Origin of the sequence: Streptococcus sp. 27098_8_113, from assembly GCF_041432545.1 — a bacterium.
GTDB lineage: Bacteria > Bacillota > Bacilli > Lactobacillales > Streptococcaceae > Streptococcus.
Genome location: NZ_JAPVZU010000001.1, coordinates 23100 through 45042 on the forward strand (window position 1 = coordinate 23100; position 21943 = coordinate 45042).

Below are 21943 nucleotides of genomic sequence, written 5' to 3' on the forward strand. Positions count from 1 at the left end.
GAGATGGGAATGGGATCAAGTAAGGGGAAAAAGAGGATTCAGACTTGCCAGAAATGTGCTCTCTGGTCTATTTTTGTGCTGGTAATCTGTTGCCTTACTTTTATTTATTCCAAGGCTAGTATGCCCGACAGCAATCAAATGAAAATCGGGGCGACCTATATGACCATGAACAATGATTTTTATCAAACCTTGAATGCTGAATTGGAGAAAAAAACCAATCAACAAGGGAGTCGGCTCTATGTTCGTGATTCGGAATTGGATGAGAAAAAGCAAAGCCAGCAAATTGCTTATTTTATCAAAGAGAAAGTGGATGTCATCGTCATCAATCCAGTAAAGAGTGACAGCCCGGATATCATCAGTGCTCTGAATGAAGCTAAAAAAGCTGGCATCCGCATTATCGTGGTAGATGCGCCAATGAGTAAGCAAGTAGCCGTTGACACGACGATCGTGTCGGATAACTATCAAGCAGGAGTTTTGATCGCTAAAGATATGATGGGGCGGCTTTCCGAGGCAGATATTCTCTTGCTTGAACACCAGAATGCCATCTCAGCTATGGATCGGCTACAGGGCTTTCTGGATACTATCAAGGGACATCCCAGCTATAGAATCGTTTCTCAGCTGGAGACTTTGGGACAGACCGAAGAAAGCATGCCCCAGGTCAAAAATGTCTTGGATAATGGCTTGGAATTTAATGTCGTCATGGCTCTCAATGACCGTGCAGCAATCGGTGCCTTGGCAGCAATCAAAGATCAAGGTGTCGCAGAAAAAATTTATATCTATGGGGTTGACGGCTCTCCAGATATTAAGAATTTTTTAGCCAATACGAATGACATTCAAGGAACGGTGGCCCAGTCGCCTATTCAGATGGGACGAAAGGTGGCAGAAGTGATTGAGCTGCTGCGGGAAAAGAAGTCCTGTGATAGACAGTATTTGATACCAGTCCGCTTGATAAACAAGGACAATATCAGCGAGTATACAGTTACAGGGTGGCAGTAATGAAACCAAACAAAAGCATTTTTTACAGTAAAATAGCTCTGATGGTCATCAATTTTATAGCCATTGTCTATAATGCTTCGATTTACCTTTTCGCAACTAATTATGTCGTAACAAGAGGCTTCAGTCACTCGCTTTTGGAACGCTTAGATGCCATTCCAGGATCTCCCAGTTTCATTTTTCTGATTTCCATTATCTTTTATGCTTGTCTATTGCTGGTGATGTACTATCGGGAAAAGCACCCTAATCAGCTATCCGTTTATGATAAGGTGACCATGATTGAGATTTTACTGATGCTGGTCATCTTTACTGCTTTGCATTCGTCCTACAATGGACTGATTCTTCTCGTTTTTGCAGATATTTTCTATGGATCTAAGGAGTTCAATGCCTCCAAGGATAAAAAATATTGGTTTTCCTTTATTATCTTGAGTTTCAGTATGTTACTATTGTCAAACTATGACCTGCTGTCGCTCTTTGTTAAATTGCCTTCATTGGATACCTATATTCGTTTTTATCCAGAATCTATACGTTTGCTGCTGCTTTTTGGTAAGAACTTTCTTTTCTCCCTCAATATTGTAGTCTTTATGATTTCCTTGCTCTTTTATATCATGTCGGCGATTACAGAGCGGCACCGGATTGAGGAGGAACTCCGCATGGCTTCCCAAGCCAATCGGGAGCTGAATAGCTATCTAGCCTTATCAGAAAAAATTGCTGAAGACCGAGAAAGAAAGCGGATTGCCAGAGAGATTCATGATACACTGGGTCATGCCCTGACGGGGATCTCAGCGGGAATTGATGCCATCAAGGTATTAGTAGATATTGATACCGAGCGGGCCAAGGAGCAGCTCAACAATGTCTCGGTCGTCGTTCGCGACGGGATTCGGGATGTTCGAGGTTCGCTCAATAAAATGCGGCCGGGAACTTTGGAGAATAATAGTTTGAAAGAGGCTTTGCTAAAGATCATCCGAGAGTATGAAGCCATTTCCAACTTGGATATCCATTTTCTTTATGAATGGGATACGATCGATTTAGATATTGCCAAAGAAGATATTGTGTTTCGCATCGTGCAGGAATCAATTACCAATTCTGTGCGTCACGGGCACGCCAAGACCGTTTGGATTGAGTTGTTAGAAAAAGAAAATTATATTATGACCATTCGAGATGATGGTGTAGGTTTTGATGAATTGCATTATGGCTATGGCTTGAAGCAAATGCAGGAACGGTTGGCTATTATCGGTGGGAAGGTTCATTTTGAAAATCGAGATGGCTTTTATACCTACATTGAAATCCCCAAAATAGGAGGTTGGAATGATTAAAGTTTTAATTGCAGACGATCAGGCCTTGATTCGTGAGTCTCTGCAAATCATCCTGTCCGCTCATGCTGACATCGAGGTAGTCGGGACAGTTGGAGATGGCAAGGAAGTTTTGGAAAAGCTTCATCGGGTACGTCCAGATGTAATTTTGATGGATATCCGCATGCCGATCATGGACGGTGTACTCTGTACCAAGGCTGTCAAGGAACAGTATCCGGATGTTAAGATTATCATTCTGACGACCTTTGACGACGATGAATTTATCTTCTCTGCTCTCAAATACGGTGCGTCTGGTTATATTCTCAAAGGGGTTTCGACAGAAGAGCTTCACGAAGCCATTCAGACAGTCTATCGGGGTGGAGCTATGATTAATCCTAATATTGCCACCAAGGTCTTCAAAATCTTTTCACAGATGGCCCAGTCCAACTTTGCTATCACGGTGTCAGAGGAAAATGTAGAGGATATGAGCCGGACGGAGTGGAAGATTATCCAGCAGATTGGCTTTGGGATTTCTAATAAGGAGATTGCAGCCAAGCTTTATCTGTCGGAAGGGACCGTGCGCAACTACTTATCAGGGATTCTATCTAAACTGAATCTGCGCGACCGGACTCAGCTGGCTATCTGGGCCGTGCAGACCGGAGTCACCCAGCGAGACTTTAGCAAGGGAAGTGATAAATGAAGTGGCGACTTAGACATTTGGTTGTTCTTGTTTTGGTTCTTGTTTCAGGCATTTTAAGCTTTGCTCTCTGGTCGTCTAGTCATGAAAAAGTCCTACGCATCGGTGTCTATGCGGGCTCTAGCTGGGATGTTCCAAATAGTCGTGAAAACAAGGCCTTGGACAGCCTGATTAAAAAATTTGAAAAGACACATCCCCATGTCAAGGTCGTCTACGAAAGCGGGATTCCCAAGAAGGATTATGCCGACTGGCTGGCAGAGCAAGTCTTAAAGGGCGAACAGCCGGATCTTTTCATGGTACCGGAAAACGACTTTAGCATGTTGGCCTCGGCTGGTGCCCTCAAATCCTTGGATACCCTCCTAACGGATGATGAACGGACAGCCTTTTATCCCGTCGCTTATAAAGCTGGACAATATCAGGGAGTCAGCTATGCTCTTCCAGTCGAGAGCAATCCTATCATGATGTGTGTCAATAAAGACCTGCTTGAAAAAGAAGGAATTAGCATTCCTGAGTCAGGTTGGACACTGGCGGATTTCTATGAGATTTGCAAGAAAGTAACCAAGGATACCAATGGCGATGGCGTGGTGGACCAGTACGGTATAACAGATTACACTTGGCAACAAGCTCTGGTAGCTTACGGCGGCCATCTGACCGATAAATCCGGTATCAATGTAGACAGCTCAGAGATGCACCAAGCCTTGGCCTTTATGAGCAAGCTAGACATGCTCAGCCAGCACTATAAGGTGACTTCTCATGACTTTGATGAGGGACGGGTGGCCTTCTATCCCATGAGTCTGGCCCAGTATCGGACCTACAAGCCTTATCCTTATCATGTTGCCAAATATTCTAGCTTTTCTTGGACCTGTATCCCGATGCCGACAGCCAATAGCAAGGTGATGGGAACGCAGGTCAAGACTTCCCTCTTTGGCATGTCTTCCAACACTAAGCAAGAAAAGCTGGCTTGGGAATTTATGCTCTTGCTGTCACAAGACAAAGAAAGTCAGCAGACCTTGTTTGAAAAATCGCAGGGGACCTCAGTTTTACCATCTGTGGTGAAAAGTCAACAGGTTAGAGAAATCTTACAAGCTGATGATTTTGGCTTGGATTCCTTGACTTCTGAGAGGCTAGATAGTATGATGGAGCGTTCTATCATAGATATTGGACAAGAAGTTGATCGGCAGACCTTGGAAAGGCTTGATTATTTGATTAAGGAAGCTCTGGGCAATCAAGAAATTGACAGTGCCCTTCCAAGTATTCAAAAAGAAATTGAAAGCAGATAAGTGTCTGCTTTTTTTATTTCTAATTAAGTCAGAAAGAGAGCCGCGGATGACTAGACCAATATGACATTTGTCACATCTAAACTCACATTTGTCATCTTTTCAAAGTGACATTTGACAATAGGGAAGCGATTTCATTTTGTGTACAATAGAATCAAGAAAATAAGGAGGCAGGAAAAATGAAATATCTTGTACTGGTCAGTCATGGGGGGCTAGCTGAAGGCGTACAAAGCTCCTTGAAGATGTTTGCTGGCGATAAAACAGACCAAATTATCGCTGTGGGTCTGAAAGAGGGAAAATCAGTTGATGATTTTGCTTTTGATTTCCGTCAAGCCTTGGCAGGTTTGGAAGCAGATGATTCTGTCTTGGTTTTAGCAGATATTGTGGGAGGAAGTCCTCTGACAACAGCGGCTAGTGTCCTAGCGGAATTGGGCAAATTAGATTCGGCAGTCATTCTTGGAGGGCTGAATCTGACGATGGGGCTCACTGGCCTTGTGATGAAGGACATGCTGGAAGGCAAAGACCTTGCACAGACGATTCTTTCAGAAGCGACGGCAGCCTTGCAGGAGTTTGAAGTCTCATCAGACGATGATGATGAGGACGACGATATTTAAAAAGTTATTCATTTACTAAATTAGATAGGAGATTCAAAATGGTAGTAACATTTGTACGGATTGACGACCGCATGATCCACGGTCAAACTGTCACTCGTTGGGCTAAGGAATATCCTTGCGATGGCTTGATTGCAGTCAATGATGCGGCAGCCAGCAACAAAGTTTTGATTCAAGCCTACAAAGGGGCTTCTGACAAGAAAACTTTCGTTTGGACCAAGGAAGCCTTCAAGGAAAAATCTGGCAAGGTAACCGAGTCTGATAGCCGGTATTTCTTGATTACTAAAAACCCGATTGATATGAAAGAAATCTTGGTGGACCAAGGCTATGTGCCGGGCAATGTCAAAGAAATCATCGTTGGTCCTGCCAATGACCGTCCGGGATCTGTTAAGCTGGGCAACAATCAATCCATCACACAAGAAGAAGCTGAAGCGATTGAAGCGATTGAAAAAGCAGGCTACAAGGTAAAATTCCAGCTGCTTCCAGACGTTTCCATCGGCTACTGGAGTGATTTCAAATCTAAATTTGGTTTTTAAACAGGAGCAGAAGTTAAGCAGTGCAAAGTTTTGGACTTTCGATAGCCTTGCCAGGCAAGGTCTGTTTGAGGGATTTGGAACCGAGCTCCTGCTACTGCTCGATCTTACTTAAAGGAGAAAGATTATGACAATTTCTTGGTTGCAAGCCGCAATCCTCGGTATCTTTGCTAGTTTGTCTTCTATGCCGGGTATGGGTGGCTCAAGTATTGGTAACTATACACTTGGACGTCCGCTTGTCGGAGGACTCGTCTGTGGTTTAATTTTAGGAGATGTGAGCCTCGGGATTATCTGTGGGGTAGCCATGCAGTTGGTGTATATCGCACTGGTAACCCCTGGCGGTACTGTTTCTGCCGATGTCCGTGCAGTTTCTTATATCGGTATTCCTTTGGCAATGGTTGCGATCAAATCACAAGGGATTTCAGATGCTCAGCAGGCTGCTGACTTTGCAAAATCAATGGGTGTGCTGGTTGGTACACTAGGAACCGTTCTCTTCTACGGAACAGCAACGATGAACTTGGTATGGCAACACATGGGCTGGAAAGCAGTCGAACAGGGAGAATACAAAAAATTGTATGCAGTTGACTGGTATCTGCCATGGGTTTCCCACTTCCTCTTCTCTTTCTTGCCAACACTGATTCTTTGCCGTTACGGTGCTGATGCCGTTACAGCTCTGAAAGATGCCCTCCCAATGGATGGTCTACCAATGAAAACCCTCTTCACAGTAGGTTCTCTCCTCCCATGTGTCGGTATTGCGATTCTCTTGAAACAAATCGTTGAAAAGGTGACAGACTTTGTCCCATTCTTCGTTGGCTTTACCTTGGCTGCCTCACTTGGCCTCAACCTTGTGTCTAGTGCAGTTGTATCACTGATCTTTGCCCTGCTCTTCTATGAAGTACAGATGGCGAAAAATGTCAAAGCTAGTGCTGTGGCAGTAGGTGATTTTGACGATGATGACGAGGAGGATATCTAAAATGGCAACTAAAAAAATATCTAAAAAAACACTGACCAAATCATTCCACCACTGGTACTATGGTCACTTGACCTGCTTCTCTCAAGAGCACATGCAGACTTTTGGTTACTTGACTTCTATGCTGCCAATCGTGGAAGAATTGTACGATACGAAAGAAGAGCAAGCGCGTTCTATGCACACTTATACAGCCTTCTTCAACACGGAACCTCAGCTGGGTACTTTGGTCGTTGGGATCACAGCTGGTTTGGAAGAAGCGCGTGCCAATGGTGCAGAAGCAGTAAATGATGAAACCATCAACGGACTTCGGGCTGGCTTGATGGGGCCGGTTGCCGGTATTGGTGACTCTCTGATCGTTGGAACCTTGATTCCAGTTATTTTGGGGATCTCAATGGGGCTTTCAAATGGAGGCTCACCTGTCGGTGCTATCTTCTATATCCTAGTTTGGAATCTGCTGGCTTATTTCGGTATGCGTTTCGCTTACTTTAAAGGCTATGAATTGGGAGACAAGGCCGTTGAATTTCTAGTAGGAGAACAAGGGCAAGCTATCCGTAAATCTGTTGGGATTGTCGGTGGAATGGTTATCGGTGCTGTTGCAGCAACTTGGGTACCTATCAAAACTGCCTTCCAATTGACCAATCCGGGTGAAAAAGAGCCTTACCTTGTCCTGCAAGACAAATTAGACGGTGTTTATCCAGGCCTCTTGACAGCTGTCTTTATCGTATTTTGCTGGTGGCTCATGGCCAAGAAGAACCTTTCTCCAATCAAAGTGATGCTCATTCTAGTTGTTATCGCCTTCCTTGGAGTACTGGCTGGCTTCTTTAACCCAGGTCTCCAATATTAAGAAAAGAGGGAAAATCATGACAGAACAAGAATTGATTCAAGGCTATGAAACAGAAATTCAATACCAGAAGCATATGATTGAAAATCTCGGACGCTGGTTTAGTCTTTTCTTTACCATTGCCAGTATCGGTTTTGTCCTGATCTATCTCTTCCATCGAACCAATCTGCTTCTGTTCATCGTAGGAGTCATCTTAGCTATTTTGGGAATTCTTGTCATGCTGGTCTTTGGCTATGGCATCTACAAGGGTAGACTAAATTTGCAAAAGGTTATTGATGATTTTGAAGAGAAACTGAAGTTAGCTCAATAATATTTCCAATTAATTTCCCCCAAAAACTTTGTCATTCGGCAAAGTTTTTTCTTGACTATTTCTGACCAAGTGATACAATATTAACTATAGATTAGCACTCGATGTCATAGAGTGCTAAAATTCAATCTTTGGAGGAAAAAGATGTTAAAACCATTAGGTGACCGTGTGGTCTTAAAAGTAGAAGAAAAAGAACAGAAAGTTGGTGGCTTTGTCATTGCTGGTGCAGGACAGGACGCGACAAAAGAAGCAAAAGTTATCGCAGTCGGCCAAGGGATCCGTACGTTGAACGGAGAGCTGGTTGCACCAAGTGTCAAGCCAGGTGATAAGGTTTTAGTTGAAAGCCATGCTGGCATTGAAGTCAAAGATCAGGATGAGAAATTCTTGGTTGTTGGAGAAGCAAGCATTCTTGCAATTGTGGAGTAAAAATCTAAGAAAGAGGTTTAAAAATGGCAAAAGATATTAAATTTTCATCAGATGCACGCAGTGCAATGGTTCGTGGTGTGGATATTCTAGCAGATACTGTCAAAGTAACCTTGGGCCCTAAAGGTCGCAATGTCGTTTTGGAAAAATCTTTTGGTTCACCCCTCATCACCAATGACGGTGTGACCATTGCCAAGGAAATCGAACTGGAAGACCATTTCGAAAATATGGGCGCTAAGCTGGTGTCAGAAGTTGCTTCAAAAACCAACGATATCGCTGGAGATGGAACAACGACTGCTACTGTATTGACCCAAGCTATCGTTCGTGAAGGAATCAAAAATGTGACTGCGGGTGCCAACCCAATCGGTATCCGCCGCGGAATTGAAGCAGCAGTTGCGACTGCTGTCAGCGCTCTGAAAGAAACTGCGATTCCAGTTTCTAACAAGGAAGCAATTGCTCAGGTTGCTGCCGTTTCTTCTCGTAGCGAAAAAGTCGGCGAGTACATCTCTGAAGCTATGGAAAAAGTTGGCAACGATGGCGTTATCACTATCGAAGAGTCCAAAGGGATGGAAACAGAGCTGGATGTCGTAGAAGGAATGCAGTTTGACCGTGGCTACCTGTCTCAATACATGGTGACGGATAGTGAAAAAATGGTGGCTGATCTGGACAACCCTTATATCTTGATTACAGATAAGAAAATTTCTAACATTCAAGAGATTCTGCCATTGTTGGAAAGTATTTTGAAAACCAACCGTCCGCTCTTGATTATTGCGGATGATGTAGATGGTGAAGCTCTGCCAACACTGGTTCTTAACAAGATTCGTGGTACCTTTAATGTAGTGGCTGTTAAAGCACCAGGTTTCGGTGACCGTCGTAAGGCTATGCTGGAAGATATTGCCATCTTGACTGGTGGTACAGTGATTACAGAAGATCTTGGTCTGGAGCTCAAAGATGCGACTATTGAAGCGCTCGGACAAGCTTCTAAAGTCACTGTTGACAAGGATAGCACTGTAATTGTGGAAGGCTCTGGCAATCCAGAAGCTATTGCCAATCGTGTGGCCGTTATCAAATCTCAAATCGAAAGCACAACTTCTGAGTTTGATAAAGAAAAACTGCAAGAACGTCTGGCTAAATTGTCCGGTGGTGTGGCGGTGATTAAGGTCGGTGCTGCAACCGAAACCGAACTTAAAGAAATGAAACTCCGCATTGAAGATGCCCTTAATGCGACTCGTGCCGCAGTAGAAGAAGGAATCGTGTCAGGTGGTGGTACAGCCTTTGTTAGCGTATTGGATGCAGTAGCTGCTCTCGAATTAACAGGTGATGAAGCAACAGGTCGTAACATCGTCCTCCGTGCCTTGGAAGAGCCTGTCCGTCAAATCGCTTTGAATGCAGGATTTGAAGGCTCTATCATCATTGACCGCCTGAAAAACTCTGAAGCTGGTACAGGCTTTAATGCTGCGACTGGCGAATGGGTCAACATGATTGAAGCTGGAATCATTGACCCAGTTAAGGTGACGCGCTCAGCCTTGCAAAATGCCGCTTCTGTAGCTAGCTTGATTTTGACAACAGAAGCTGTTGTAGCCAATAAACCAGAACCTGCGCCAGCAGCACCAGCTATGGACCCAAGCATGATGGGCGGCATGATGTAAGATACATCGAAGAAAGTACAACTTTTTTGAAATCAATAAAGTAAAAAAGACTTCAAACTATTGATCAAAAACAATGGTTTGAAGCCTTTTTGTTGTGCGGATAATGAAATGAAAAAGCCTTGGATTCCAAGGCTTTTTAGTCATACTTTCTATGCCCCCTGCATGAATTTGTAAGAACTTTTCATATTGAAAATAAACAAAAATGTTGAAATATAGCTGATTTTAGGGAAATACTTTTAGGTATTTTCAATGTCAGGATTTAAAAATGGGGCAAAAGTGGGGCAAAAACAAATTAACGAAAAAAATATCGAGTTCGTGCATCAAGTAAATGATAAATTGCAAGAATAAGTGCAACATTTACTCGAACTCATCCTCTAGAGCTTCACTAGCAGTTCTGTAAGCTAAACATTTTCGTGGTCGGTGATTGATATCATATAAAGCCTTGGTTCCCAAAGCTTTTTTATGTTATAAACTCATTAAAAGAACCCCCAGTTAGATTTGGAATATTTTTTATTCTGTGTCACATAAAAATAAATAAAATGACTGGCTATAGCTAGAGCAAAAATGGTTGTTATACTCACTACTATTATAGGATTAGAAGCAAAGATTAAAGAAAGAATCAAGGCAGCCAGATAGAGTGTCGCTTGGACACAGTAGTAACTTTTCGAATAGCTAAGATAGTGTTTGTTATAGGGTCCATTTACTAGGACAGCAGCTTGAAAGAGGCCAAATCCGATATAAAAGAAGCTGGTTGCAAAGAGAAGATTAGCTTCAGGATTCAGAAGAAAACTCATCGAAACGGTCATCATAATAAGTCCAATGAAAATAGGATAGTGACTGTAAATTAGAAATAGTCCCTTTTGATTAGATTTTTCATCAATAGCATGGTCGAATTGACCAAAATAAAACAAGAACAGAGAAAGCATAATAATGAAATAAAGAACCGAATAAATCGAGAAATTCTCGATTGTAAAGAAGTTAGCTAGCTCCATAATCATCTCTCCAAACGTAATAATGACAAGAAGGGAGATGCGCTCGATTAAATGGGGGAGATTTACCTGGTAATGCTTATCTTTACTAAGCAAGATAATTGGCATAATAAATGTTAGCAGAATACTAGCAAATAAGACAGAGACTCCAACGTAAATAGGAAGAAGAGCTGCTAGATAGACTCCTAAACTTCCTAGACCTGTTATCCATAGAAAACCTTTGATACTTTCCCGTTCAACATTATCGGTTGATTTTCTAAAAAATTCAACCAGATATTGTAAAAATAAGGTAAAGGTTAATGTACCAACAGCCCAACAAAGATAATGAAAATATTGTTGCCAATCAGGTCCAATCATATTGGCTATAAAGAGTAAAAGTCCCATTTTGATAAACATGATTACCATGTTAAATAAAGAGTTCTTTCCATAGCGATTGGTATAAACGGTTTGAATCATCCATGAATCAGTGAGAACCAAGACAGCCATGAAAAAATCAAGGAAAGAATTCCAAGTCAAAATACCGTTATGAAGATGCTCAATTAAAGTAGTTACTTTTGAAATTGCAAAACAAAAACTAAGTCATAAAAAAGTTCTGAAAATTCTACACGTTTATGTTTAATAAGAGTTGTCATCTTAAGACCTTTCTATTTTAGAAGTACAATTTATTATAACAGAAAATGGTAATAAAAAAAAAGGAGATGCTTAAATAACTTCATGTGACGCGAATTGTCAAAACCTTGGAGCACATTTACCTCATGTACCAACTCACAGGCAGAGTGTTTGATGATTGATAATGAAGAATAAGATTTTACAATAGAAAAGCGAGGATATCCTCGCTTTTTTTATTTAATCTAATAGCTCCTTATTTTCAATTAAGAGCTCTAGTGGAGATTTATCTCTTGCTTCAATAAAACCAGGTTCATATTGGGTATGAAGTGTTCTTTTCTGAGAAGTTGGATCAATATACAACTCTTTTCCATCTTCTGTGTATAGTTGGTTGCCTCTTGTTAGGTAAAGTAAATCCTCTAAGTACTGTCCATCAGTATGTAGGAAATGCTCGATGTATTTGACAGCTTTTAAGATTTCACTTACTTTATCAGAGTATTCATTAGATTCAAGAACACTCTTTTCTAACTCAATCTCTTTACTCGTTCCAAAGAGTTGGGTTGGAGTTGCATTAAAATATTCTGCTATCTTATCCAAATTTGCAAAGGTAGGATAGCTTTTTTGTTTTTCGTAATCAGAGATGGACTGTTTACCGATTCCTAAATCTTCAGCTAGTTGAGTTTGGCTTACCCCTTTTTCTATGCGTAGTCGTGCCAAATTGGGTCCAAAATTTTGAATAATAAAGGTCATGGGAAACTCCTATTTTTATTTTTAACTTATTTTATCACCTAAAAACTTACAAATCAAGTTTTTAGTTGACTTGCCCAAATATTTTTTATAAAATATATTTATAACTTAGAAATAAGTTATAAATGATAAAAAATAGTTCATAAGTTTAGGGACAGTGAGTGAGGAGGAAGTTGAGGACGAGACTATGACTTATGACTATTCGAAGCCTTGGAGCTAGAAATTGTGTGGACAAGGACAAGGGACGAGCCTGACGGGAAGTCAGGCGAAGTCCTGCAGACTGCCGTCCAGACAATTTCTAGCCAAGCAAAAGCTGGCTATTCTAACAGCCAGCAAAAAGGGACACTTAGGGCAACGCCCAAAGAACGACGGAACGAGCAATCGTTGATTTGACGGTGTTTCTGAAACCTAAAAAATCTAAAAGAAGGGGGGACAATTTTGTTGGTTTCTATACAAGATTTAAGAAGTATTCAAGAACGATGTGATGTAGGAGAATTAGTACAGCGGTTAGATGTCAGTATTGATAGATTAACGGTTATCTGGGATACAGACATTGGTTCCCTAAGACAAATTTTTAAAAATCTGAAACAGGCAATAAGTACAAGAGTTGATTCATTTGAAATACATGATAACGTACGAGATGATGTATTTACTTTAGCTAAAGATTTTAATGAGTATGATTCAATCAATATTATATTTTTTCAATTATCCACTTATGGAAATGAACAATTGATTCGAATTGATTTCAATCCTAATACTTTAAAAGAATTTGATGGAATGAAAGTATGGAGGCAATTAATGTACTTTGCTAGATTGAATTCATTGACAGTACGTTTGTCTCGTTTTGATTTGGCATTTGACATTTTCAATAGGCCTGAAATCGTTAATTTGCAACATATTAAAGGTGGTGTTACACATAAGGTCTTCTATGGTAGAGGGGGTGAATTAGAGACGAAATATTGGGGTTCTAGCGGTAGTAATGTACAAGTTAGGTTATATGATAAGAATAAAGAAATCATTGCTCACAAGCGCGATGAGAAGCTAGATTTGGCTGTAAATCCGTTTTGGTGGAGACTGGAATTCCAACTTAGAACCAAAGCGATTGGTGAGGAGATGGTCCAAGATGTTATGAATCGACTTGATAATTTCGGATTTTATAAGCTAGAACATATTCGAGTGGAGCAAAGAGCATTTACAATTATCTTTCTCAACAATCCTGAACTGTTATCATTGGCTTTTCCAAATTTAAAATCAGACAGCATCAAAAAGAAAAAAACAAGAGTCCGCAAACTATTGAGAGAAGAAACGAACCAATTTGCGGAAGAATTAAAAGAAGTATTAATACAGAATCTCCCTAAATTAAATGCAGAATTACAACTACTTGTAGGCGAGTTTCTGAATTTAGAAAATAAATAAGGAGGATAACTATGGACAATAATTTAATTAGTAACAAAGAATTAATTGAAATGGGCTATCGCCCTCATACAGCAAATGATATCATTCATCAGGCAAGAGAATTACTTGTCTCACGAGGCTATACATTTTATAATCGCAAACGTTTGATGGTTGTTCCAAAAAGTGTTGTAAATGAGATTCTAGGAACTGAGGTGGCGTAATATGGCAAGTGTTCGTTATCGAAAGCGAGGAGATAGTAATTTATGGACCTATGAAATTCGTAGCGAAGGGAAAACTGTTGTTCATAATAGCGGTTTTAAAACAAAAAAACTTGCAGAGTCAGAAGCTGAACCGATTCTGCAAGAACTTCGTTTAGGAAAAAGAATTTCTAGAGATATTTCTCTTGTAGATCTGTATCAAGAATGGCTTGAACTAAAAATTCTACCGAGTAGTAGGTCGGAAGAGACAAAGAAAAAATATCTTCTCCGTAAAAACACAATTGAAAGATTATTTGGAAATAAAAAAGTCACTCAAATTCGTGCGAGTGAATACCAAAGAATTATGAATAAGTATGGACAAACAGTTGGTAGAAATTTTCTTGGTAGATTGAATACTGGGATTCATCAGAGCATCGCAATTGCAGACAAAGTTCTAATAGATGATTTTACACAACATGTCGAGTTATTTTCATCCAAAGAACAACAGATGACAGAAGAGAAATATTTACATACAGAAAAGGACTATCTGGATTTACTTTTAGCAGTAAAGAGAAAATTTGATTACCAACGTTCAATTGTTCCTTATATTGTCTATTTTCTATTAAAAACAGGCATGAGGTTTGGAGAGTTAATAGCGTTAACTTGGAATGAAGTTGACTTTGACAGAGGACTGCTAAAAACATATAGGAGGTTTAATACCCTTTCTCATAAATTTGTCCCTCCAAAAAATAAAACGTCTATTCGGATGGTACCGATAGACGAAGAATGTATTAAGATATTACAAGTCCTAAAAATTGAACAGGAGAAGGCTAATAAAGAGCTAGGAATCAAGAATAGGTATAAAATGATTTTTCAGCATTATGGATATATTCACTTGGTACCAGATATTGCAAGTGTCAATAAAGCTTTGAGTGTTCTCTTAAATGAGTTGAACATTTATCCAATTATCACGACAAAAGGCTAGCTCTCTATGCTCCAAAGATGTTGACCTTGGAGTTATCGCAAAAATTTTAGGGAATCGAGATATTTCAAGGTTAGTGGAAGTATAGGCTCATACTTTAGAGGAGAAAATTTTCAAATCAGAGATGTTCGCAAAGATTGCTCATAAAAAATGTGGGGCAAATGATGGGGCAGAATGATTTCAGAGCAAGTAAAAAAGCCTACAGAATAGGCTTTCTTAGTCATACTTTCTATGCCCCCTGCAGGGCTCGAACCTGCGACCCATAGATTAAGAGTCTACTGCTCTACCAACTGAGCTAAGGAGGCAAGAGAAAAAGCTGTATTGGTGCCGGACCTTCACGATTTGTATTGAACCCGCGCAATTAAGCAGGTGGGCAACTCGCTCTAACTGAAGCTGCTTCCGCGTGACACGGCTTGCACGCTGTTAGAAGTCTTTTGTTTCCCTAATAATACAAAAAATAGTCGGTCAACACTTAAGTGTGAAGTCGTACACCACAGCGTTTCTATAATTATAATACCATAAATTTTGAAAAATTCAAGAGAAAAATGTGATTTTTTGCAAACGATGCCATCATTTTTTTAAGTCATCGATCTTATTCTTGGTCAATCCAAGGGCTCGCTCGTATTTGCCATTTTCATTGGGAGTGAAATAATCGGCATCTTTTATCTTGTCAGGTAGATAGTCCTGCTTGACCCAATTGCCAGGATAGGAGTGAGGGTAGAGATAGTCCTTTGCATTGCCCAATTCCTTGCTGCCGGCATAGTGGCCGTCGCGTAAGTGGCGGGGAATAGGCAGGTTTCCATTCTTTCGTAAGTCAGCTAAGGCCTTGTCCATGGCCACATAGGCTGAATTGGACTTGGGAGATAGAGCCAGATCAATAACAATATTGGCAATGAGGATACGGGCTTCAGGAAAGCCGATCCGTTGGGCAGCTTCCAAAGCTGTAACGGTATGGACTTGTGCGTCAGGATTTGCCAGGCCAATATCCTCGTAAGCAATAACGGTCAAGCGTCGAGCTAGGCTAGGCAAGTCTCCTGCCTCAACGAGGCGAGCTGCGTAGTGGAGACTGGCATTGACATCGGAGCCACGGATGGACTTCTGCAGGGCAGAGAGGACATCGTAATGGCCGTCCCCGTCCTTATCCATGGTGATATAGCTCTTTTGCAGGCTGTTTTCCATGACATCGAGCGTGATGTGACGGATGCCCTTGCTATCTTCTGGTGTAGAAAGCACGGCTAGATCCAGCGAATTATAGGCGGAGCGTAGGTCTCCGTTGGTAGAGATAGCAATGAAATCCAGAGCTTCATCGTCTAGCTCCACTGGGAAATCAAATCCTCGCTCCTTATCCGTCAAGGCTAGCTGAATGGCTGTCCGGATGTCGTCGTTGCTGAGGGGCTCAAGCTCAAATATCTGAACCCGGCTGCGAATAGCGGGAGTGACAGAAAAGAAAGGATTTTCCGTCGTCGCCCCAATCATGATGACCAAACCGCTTTCTAATAGCGGCAGCAGGAAGTCTTGCTTGGTCTTGTCCAAGCGGTGAATTTCATCCAGCAGGAGTACCAGTCCACCGGAAAATTTCGCTTCTTCAGCGATTTCCTGCAGGCGCTTCTTGCTATCTACGGTGGCGTTAAAGGTCCGAAAGGCAAACTTGGTTGTGCCGGCAATAGCTGAGGCGATGGAGGTTTTGCCGATGCCGGGTGGCCCGTAGAGAATCATCGAGGACAGGCGGTTGGCTTCAACCATGCGGCGGATGATTTTCCTGGGTCCGACCAGATGCTGTTGGCCGATGATCTGATCAATGCTGGTCGGTCTCATGCGTAGGGCGAGGTTTTCTGGCATAAGATTTCCTTTCTGCAAGTGTTTTTCTTAGCTTTTTGTGTTACTATTATAGATAGTAATATTTTATCACAATGAAAAGAGGAAATCATGGCTAAGTACGGTTTTTTAGATATATTAGATGAAGAAGTGGAGAAGAACTTTCCTTTTGACTATGAGATTAACTGGGACAAGAAGAACCACGTAGTAGAAGTGGCCTTTCTCCTTGAGGTGCAAAATCCAGGCGCGATTGAGACGGTTGATGCTGAGGGCAATGCCTCGGCTGAGGATATTTACTTTGAGGAAGCTGTGCTTTTCTACAATCCGGCCAAGTCTCATTTTGAGGCTGAGGACTATCTGGCAGTCCTGCCCTATGAGCCTAAGAAGGGGCTGTCACGGGAGTTTCTGGCTTATTTCGTGGATTTCCTAACCCAAACAGCTGAGTTTGGCCTAGATGCACTCATGGACTTCTTAGCAGATCCAGAGGCAGCAGAGTTTGAGATAGCTTGGAATGCTGAGGCTTTTGAAAATGGCAGAGCTGACTTGGCTGAAACGGAGTTTTATCCTTATCCGAGGTATTAGAGAATGACGGATTGTAGATTAGGAAGTATTAATGCGACATTGCTTGTGATAGATATAGAGAAATCACGTTTTTTTTATGAGAGCTTATTAAACTTAAAAGTTCAACATGAATTTCATGATGGTAGATTCATATGTTATAGCTGGGGGAATTCTGATGAGGTTATTCTAAGAATTAGTCAAGTAGAGGACGAAGAACTAGCATCCTTACCGAAACCTTTAGGAACAGGGGTAGAATTTATTTTAAATGTTGGTAGGGGTTACCAGTATGCTCCTGGTCCATTTGAAAAGCATGGTTATCCTTTTATCTGGGATGGTTGTCTTGTGGCTTATGATCCTGATGGATACAAATGGATGTTAGCAGGCTGATTCATAACCTAAATAACTAATCCAAATGTACAAAAGGAGAAGAAATGAAGAATCTATTGAGTCGAAGTTTCGAGTTTTCTGGCTGCAAGATTGCTTTGCTCTGTGATGATACGTTGCTCACCATCTGACGTGATGACAAGGAAAATATCCCGTGGCCCAATATGTGGGAACTGCCAGGTGGTGGAAAGAGTGTCAGGGAAAATCTGATATAGTTTTGCTTTACAAGAATATCCTTTCAAGGGTATTCTTTTTATTTTGTCCCAAAATAATTGATTTTGTCCCAAAAATATAGTATTATTTGTGTAAGGAGGAATGAATCATGAAAAAATCAGATGTTCTTGATTTAATAAAGTATCATTATGAGGGCAGAGAGACAGAATTTAGAAATCAATCTATAGCAATTGCTCGGAACTTCAATAAACATGGTGATACTCAATTAGCACAATATATTATGGGGTTAATGTCTCAAAGTGATAGATTCATGCCACAAATAGAAAATCCTAGTGAGTATTTGACTCCTGCTAAACTAGATATTGGTCCTCTCCCATTACCTCTTTCAATTATGAATGATTTAAAAGGAATAATAAACGCTGTCAATCATCATATTGGAATAAATAAATTTTTATTTGTGGGATCTCCAGGTACTGGAAAAACTGAAAGTGTAAAGCAGGTGGCTAGACTTATTGGCAAGGAATTACTTGTAGTAGATTTCAGTCACTTAGTAGATAGTAAGCTAGGGCAAACAGTCAAAAACTTAGCAACTCTTTTTAATGAAATCAATAATCTTCCTTTCAAGCAAAATTATATCATCCTATTTGATGAAATTGATTCCATAGTGTTGGATAGGGTTAATCAGAATGATTTAAGAGAAATGGGACGAGTGACTTCTGCCTTTTTAAAGGAGTTGGATAGGCTGTCACCAGAAATTGTATTAATTGCAACAACAAATCTTTTTGAAAATCTTGATAAAGCAGTAACGAGAAGATTCGATGCCATAATTGACTTTGACCGTTATACTGATGAAGATAAAGTAGAAGTAGCTACTATTATTTTAAATGAGTTATTAAAGCAATTTAAGAATGTAGCTAGAGATTTAAAATTATTTAAAAAAATTATCAATAGTGCCAATGTAATACCGAATCCTGGTGATTTGAGAAACTCAATAAGAACGTCATTGGCATTTAGTGATCCATCAGATCCGCATGATTATCAAAAACGCCTGCTAAGAAGTTTGCATAATGGTAGAAATTTATCTATTTCTAAATTATCGAAGCTAGGTTTTACTGTTAGAGAAATTGAGATTTTGACAGGTGTTTCTAAGAGTAGTGTATCACGAGAGTTAAGCGAGGATTAAAATGAATACATTATTGACATTACGAGGTAAAAGTTTTACACCAAAGTCAGCAAAGGGGAGAGGACCGATAACGATTCCCGCAGATTCTATTGTTACGCTAAACCATTTAAATGAACTTTATACATCTCTTGAACGAGTAAAAGAATATTGGTCTAATAACACAATCATTGATGGAGTACTTGTTAGTGTGTATTATAATCGTGTCCTAGCTAAGAGCAATCGTATCGATGGTTTTTTTAATGTGGGTGGCGGAAATGCAATTCCAAATGAAACGATTGTGGGTGCAAAATTTAGTAATGATAAGAGTAGGCATATTATTACACACTACATTTCAAAGGAAGTGTTAGATAAGACAATTGAGCATACTAAAAAAGTTATAACAATATTCAAAGATTATTTTGCTAGTGCTCCCATGACGAGTATGGTGTTCTCCGACTCTTCAAAATTTAATCAAATTGATTATTCTAAGTATGGTCTGTCGAAATCAAAATTCAAACAATACTTAAGAGACGCTTGTTTTGTCAAAGGATTTGGTGTTGAACAAGCAGATATGTCTACTGTACGTAATTCTATTGTAACAATCTACGATGTAAAAACTAATCTCTTAACATTACTTAAACAACTTGATATTGATGTTTCAGAAGCTAACATCATGGACCAGACCACTGTTTTACTTGACGAAAAAAATATTGAGTTACTACTGCTAAAAGCACCTTATTTAGTATCAATGATAGTAGAAGATTTTTCTACCCTGTCACCAGAGAATTTTTATAATGATGAGAACACTTTTTATAATAATCTCCCTTTTCCAACTAATGAACCTATTATTGGTGTCATCGATACGTTGTTTGATGATAGAGTTTATTTCAATGAGTGGGTAGAGTATCATGATTTGATTTCACCAGATATTAGCAAAGGAAGTCAAGACTATAAGCATGGTACAGCAGTCTCCTCGTTAATAGTAGATGGAGCTAGTTTGAATCCAAAACTAGATGACGGATGTGGAAGATTTAGAGTCAGACATTTTGGGATATCTTTACAGAGTGGTTTCAACTCCTTCACAATTATCAAACAGATTAGAGAGATTGTGTCTCAAAATACTGATATTAAGGTTTGGAACCTTTCGCTTGGATCAAATGATGAAATTAGGGAAAACTTTATTTCTGTAGAGGGTTCGTTGTTAGATGAGATTCAATTTGATAACGATGTAATTTTTATTATTGCAGGCACTAATGGAATAGCCCCTGATGGACAACGAAAAAAGATTGGAGCACCAGCAGATTCACTCAATTCAATTATTGTAAATTCTGTTGATTTTAGCAATCAAGTCGTTTCTTATTCACGCGAAGGAGTTGTCCTGTCTTTCTTTATCAAACCTGATGTTTCATACTATGGCGGGGGAAACGGAGACTTCATAAATGTTTGTGAACCACTAGGGCTGGCTCGAGTAGCTGGGACCAGTTTTGCGGCTCCATTTATTGCTAGAAAAATGGCTTACCTCATTCATATTATGGGATTAAGTCGTGAAGAAGCAAAGGCTTTATTAATTGATTCAGCGATACCATGGAATGATAAAAAAACATTCGCAGATATTTCTTTACTTGGATATGGGATTGTGCCAATCAAAATAGAAGATATTTTGTCTACACCTGATGATGAAATTAAATTTATAGTCTCAGATGTTTCTAGAGCATATGAAACTTATAATTATGATTTCCCAGTTCCAATTTCTAAAGAACACTATCCATATGTAGCAAAGGCAACTATGTGCTATTTCCCAAAGTGTTCTAGAAATCAAGGAGTTGACTATACTAATACGGAAATGCAACTTAGTTTGGGAGTTTTAGATAAGAAAGGCATCAAAACAATTAATAACGACAATCAATATTCTGAAAATGCACCAGGATATGTGAGAGAAAGGTCGGCACGAAATATTTTTAGGAAATGGGATAATGTCAAACATTTAGGAGAAAAATTTTCTTCTCGTAAAAAAGCTAAGCCGATTCTGAATCCTTCTAATCCTCAATGGGGAATGAGTGTAAAAACAATTGAACGGTTAAAAATTGGTGATGGTTATGGTATTCGTTTTGGAGTAGTTGTTACTCTAAAGGAGTTGAATGGTGTCAATAGAATCGAAGATTTTATTCAACAAGCCGAATTACGAGGTTGGCTTGTTAATAGGTTACAAGTTGAAGCACAAGTTGAGCTGTATAATAGCTTAAATGAAGAAATTGAATTTGAATAGTGGGTATTTTATCCTTATCCTATATATCAGGATTACAAGGGAACTTAGATATGAATATTACATATATTGTTGGCAATGGATTAGATTTACAATATGGACTAAAAACGAGATATAGAGATTTTTATGATTATCAGAATAAACTTTATTCAGATAGAAAAGCAAAAGAAGGATATTTAAACTTTATATATGAATCACTTTTTGCTGACGAAGTCAATGAATATAAAAATTGGTCAGATTTTGAGTTATCTATTGGGAATTTAACAAAAGAGAATTCAGAAATTATTGTAAGTGAAGAAACAAAGAATAAATTTATTGATGATTTTACTGACGTAATTGATGACCTAATTGCTTATTTAAAAATGGTAGAGAAAAACTTTAATATTGAAAATTATAAAATTGATTTTGAAGGGACACTAAATCGAATTAGAGCTGATTTACCTCTATCAAATCAAGAAATTATTAGCAAAAAGTACAGTGACAAACCAGGTGAAAGTGATTATGTGAAAATTCTTAGTTTAAACTATACTGGTATACTTGATAAGTTATATGAATCATCAACAGTATCATTTAACAATAGTCAGCGGAATAATGCCTATAGTTTTCATATATCAGAACCAATCCATGTGCATGGTATTTTAGATGCTTGTACAATTTTAGGTGTAAGTGACGAGTCACAAATTTCAGATGCCTTTAGTGATGAGCAAAAGGGATTTCTTGTAAAAGAGTCTATGTTGAAAGAATATAGAGAAAATATGGACGTTAGGAATAGCGAAATAATTAAAAACTCAGACATAATTATTCTTTATGGAGTGTCTATAGGCTTTACTGATAAATATCTGTGGAATCAGATTGCTAAACGCTCAATTGATGATGAGGTTCCAGTAATTGTTTATCATTATGTTCCTAAATTTAATCGTGGAAATCCGATTAGAATGAGGCATCTATATGAAAAAGTGGAAGAGAAGTTTATAAAAATTAGTGGAATTGATTCAGAATTTGAAAAGAAGTTACGAGGAAATCTTATTCCTGTTATTGGGAAAAGTATTTTTGAACTGATAGAAAGATGAGAGAT

At 39.5% G+C, this 21943-nt stretch carries 21 protein-coding genes, 1 tRNA gene, 1 other RNA gene and 3 pseudogenes; 21 read left to right on the plus strand and 5 right to left on the minus strand.

Annotated elements, in window-relative coordinates:
* The first annotated feature begins 9 nt into the window (after positions 1–9).
* The 11 genes from O3644_RS00110 to groL all read left to right on the plus strand — a co-directional run bounded on the left by O3644_RS00110 (position 10) and on the right by groL (position 9593).
* Positions 10–996 carry a substrate-binding domain-containing protein gene (locus tag O3644_RS00110; RefSeq protein ID WP_048766092.1) on the plus strand — a complete coding sequence of 329 codons (987 nt, stop codon included), beginning with the start codon at positions 10–12 and terminating at the stop codon, positions 994–996.
* On the plus strand, positions 996–2309 hold the full coding sequence (locus O3644_RS00115; protein ID WP_048766093.1) for a sensor histidine kinase: 1314 nt from the start codon (positions 996–998) through the stop codon (positions 2307–2309). Before O3644_RS00110 ends, O3644_RS00115 begins: the two co-directional genes overlap by 1 nt.
* Positions 2302–2985, plus strand: coding sequence for a response regulator transcription factor (locus O3644_RS00120; RefSeq protein WP_045500388.1), 684 nt, complete (start codon positions 2302–2304; stop codon positions 2983–2985). Before O3644_RS00115 ends, O3644_RS00120 begins: the two co-directional genes overlap by 8 nt.
* Positions 2982–4262 carry an ABC transporter substrate-binding protein gene (locus tag O3644_RS00125; RefSeq protein ID WP_048766095.1) on the plus strand — a complete coding sequence of 427 codons (1281 nt, stop codon included), beginning with the start codon at positions 2982–2984 and terminating at the stop codon, positions 4260–4262. Before O3644_RS00120 ends, O3644_RS00125 begins: the two co-directional genes overlap by 4 nt.
* Positions 4263–4438: 176 nt before the next feature.
* Positions 4439–4873 (plus strand): PTS sugar transporter subunit IIA, encoded by a 435-nt coding sequence (locus O3644_RS00130; RefSeq protein ID WP_048766098.1) that lies wholly within the window; start codon positions 4439–4441, stop codon positions 4871–4873.
* Positions 4874–4911: 38 nt separating this feature from the next.
* Complete coding sequence (locus O3644_RS00135; RefSeq protein ID WP_048766100.1) at positions 4912–5406, plus strand: PTS sugar transporter subunit IIB; 495 nt, start codon at positions 4912–4914, stop codon at positions 5404–5406.
* A gap of 124 nt (positions 5407–5530) precedes the next feature.
* Entirely contained in the window at positions 5531–6376 is an 846-nt protein-coding gene (locus tag O3644_RS00140; RefSeq protein ID WP_005591586.1) for a PTS sugar transporter subunit IIC, read from the plus strand.
* Position 6377: 1 nt separating this feature from the next.
* Positions 6378–7217: a PTS system mannose/fructose/sorbose family transporter subunit IID gene (locus tag O3644_RS00145; protein ID WP_039975565.1), complete on the plus strand. Its 840-nt coding sequence runs from the start codon at positions 6378–6380 to the stop codon at positions 7215–7217.
* Between the two features lie 16 nt (positions 7218–7233).
* Positions 7234–7524, plus strand: coding sequence for a hypothetical protein (locus tag O3644_RS00150; protein WP_005591588.1), 291 nt, complete (start codon positions 7234–7236; stop codon positions 7522–7524).
* Between the two features lie 141 nt (positions 7525–7665).
* Positions 7666–7947, plus strand: coding sequence for a co-chaperone GroES (gene groES / locus O3644_RS00155; protein ID WP_048766103.1), 282 nt, complete (start codon positions 7666–7668; stop codon positions 7945–7947).
* Positions 7948–7970: 23 nt separating this feature from the next.
* Positions 7971–9593 carry a chaperonin GroEL gene (groL, locus tag O3644_RS00160; RefSeq protein ID WP_005591590.1) on the plus strand — a complete coding sequence of 541 codons (1623 nt, stop codon included), beginning with the start codon at positions 7971–7973 and terminating at the stop codon, positions 9591–9593.
* A 476-nt stretch (positions 9594–10069) separates the two neighbouring features.
* On the opposite strand, the pseudogene O3644_RS00165 reads toward groL, so the two are convergent.
* A pseudogene (locus O3644_RS00165) lies at positions 10070–11214 on the minus strand (low temperature requirement protein A).
* Positions 11215–11428: 214 nt separating this feature from the next.
* The gene (locus O3644_RS00170) at positions 11429–11938 is read right to left on the minus strand and encodes a helix-turn-helix domain-containing protein (RefSeq protein ID WP_005591592.1); all 510 of its coding nucleotides are present in this window, start codon (positions 11936–11938) and stop codon (positions 11429–11431) included.
* A gap of 207 nt (positions 11939–12145) precedes the next feature.
* Between O3644_RS00170 and O3644_RS00175 the strand changes: the two genes are divergently transcribed.
* From O3644_RS00175 to O3644_RS00190, 4 genes and pseudogenes are all read left to right on the plus strand, one after another.
* Positions 12146–12328, plus strand: a complete 183-nt coding sequence (locus tag O3644_RS00175) for a hypothetical protein (protein WP_002916824.1) — start codon at positions 12146–12148, stop codon at positions 12326–12328.
* 45 nt (positions 12329–12373) lie between these two features.
* Positions 12374–13351: a hypothetical protein gene (locus tag O3644_RS00180; RefSeq protein WP_002896713.1), complete on the plus strand. Its 978-nt coding sequence runs from the start codon at positions 12374–12376 to the stop codon at positions 13349–13351.
* 11 nt (positions 13352–13362) lie between these two features.
* The gene (locus O3644_RS00185; protein WP_000369785.1) at positions 13363–13551 is read left to right on the plus strand and encodes a DUF3173 domain-containing protein; all 189 of its coding nucleotides are present in this window, start codon (positions 13363–13365) and stop codon (positions 13549–13551) included.
* Position 13552: 1 nt separating this feature from the next.
* Positions 13553–14597 (plus strand): annotated as a pseudogene (locus tag O3644_RS00190) (tyrosine-type recombinase/integrase).
* 144 nt (positions 14598–14741) lie between these two features.
* Here O3644_RS00190 and O3644_RS00195 read toward each other — a convergent pair.
* The 3 genes from O3644_RS00195 to O3644_RS00205 form a co-directional block, all read right to left on the minus strand.
* Positions 14742–14814, minus strand: a tRNA-Lys gene (locus O3644_RS00195).
* A 4-nt stretch (positions 14815–14818) separates the two neighbouring features.
* Positions 14819–15012: non-coding RNA, 6S RNA (ssrS, locus tag O3644_RS00200), on the minus strand.
* A gap of 67 nt (positions 15013–15079) precedes the next feature.
* Positions 15080–16348, minus strand: coding sequence for a replication-associated recombination protein A (locus O3644_RS00205; RefSeq protein ID WP_288932141.1), 1269 nt, complete (start codon positions 16346–16348; stop codon positions 15080–15082).
* An 87-nt stretch (positions 16349–16435) separates the two neighbouring features.
* Between O3644_RS00205 and O3644_RS00210 the strand changes: the two genes are divergently transcribed.
* The 6 genes and pseudogenes from O3644_RS00210 to O3644_RS00235 all read left to right on the plus strand — a co-directional run bounded on the left by O3644_RS00210 (position 16436) and on the right by O3644_RS00235 (position 21938).
* The gene (locus O3644_RS00210; RefSeq protein ID WP_371594771.1) at positions 16436–16906 is read left to right on the plus strand and encodes a DUF3013 family protein; all 471 of its coding nucleotides are present in this window, start codon (positions 16436–16438) and stop codon (positions 16904–16906) included.
* 3 nt (positions 16907–16909) lie between these two features.
* Entirely contained in the window at positions 16910–17272 is a 363-nt protein-coding gene (locus tag O3644_RS00215) for a hypothetical protein (RefSeq protein WP_288931363.1), read from the plus strand.
* A gap of 44 nt (positions 17273–17316) precedes the next feature.
* Positions 17317–17472, plus strand: a pseudogene (locus tag O3644_RS00220) (DNA mismatch repair protein MutT); the annotation flags it as partial.
* 119 nt (positions 17473–17591) lie between these two features.
* Entirely contained in the window at positions 17592–18626 is a 1035-nt protein-coding gene (locus O3644_RS00225) for an ATP-binding protein (RefSeq protein WP_288931362.1), read from the plus strand.
* Position 18627: 1 nt separating this feature from the next.
* Positions 18628–20871: a S8 family peptidase gene (locus O3644_RS00230; RefSeq protein WP_288931360.1), complete on the plus strand. Its 2244-nt coding sequence runs from the start codon at positions 18628–18630 to the stop codon at positions 20869–20871.
* 50 nt (positions 20872–20921) lie between these two features.
* Positions 20922–21938: an AbiH family protein gene (locus tag O3644_RS00235; RefSeq protein ID WP_288931358.1), complete on the plus strand. Its 1017-nt coding sequence runs from the start codon at positions 20922–20924 to the stop codon at positions 21936–21938.
* Positions 21939–21943 lie beyond the last annotated feature (5 nt).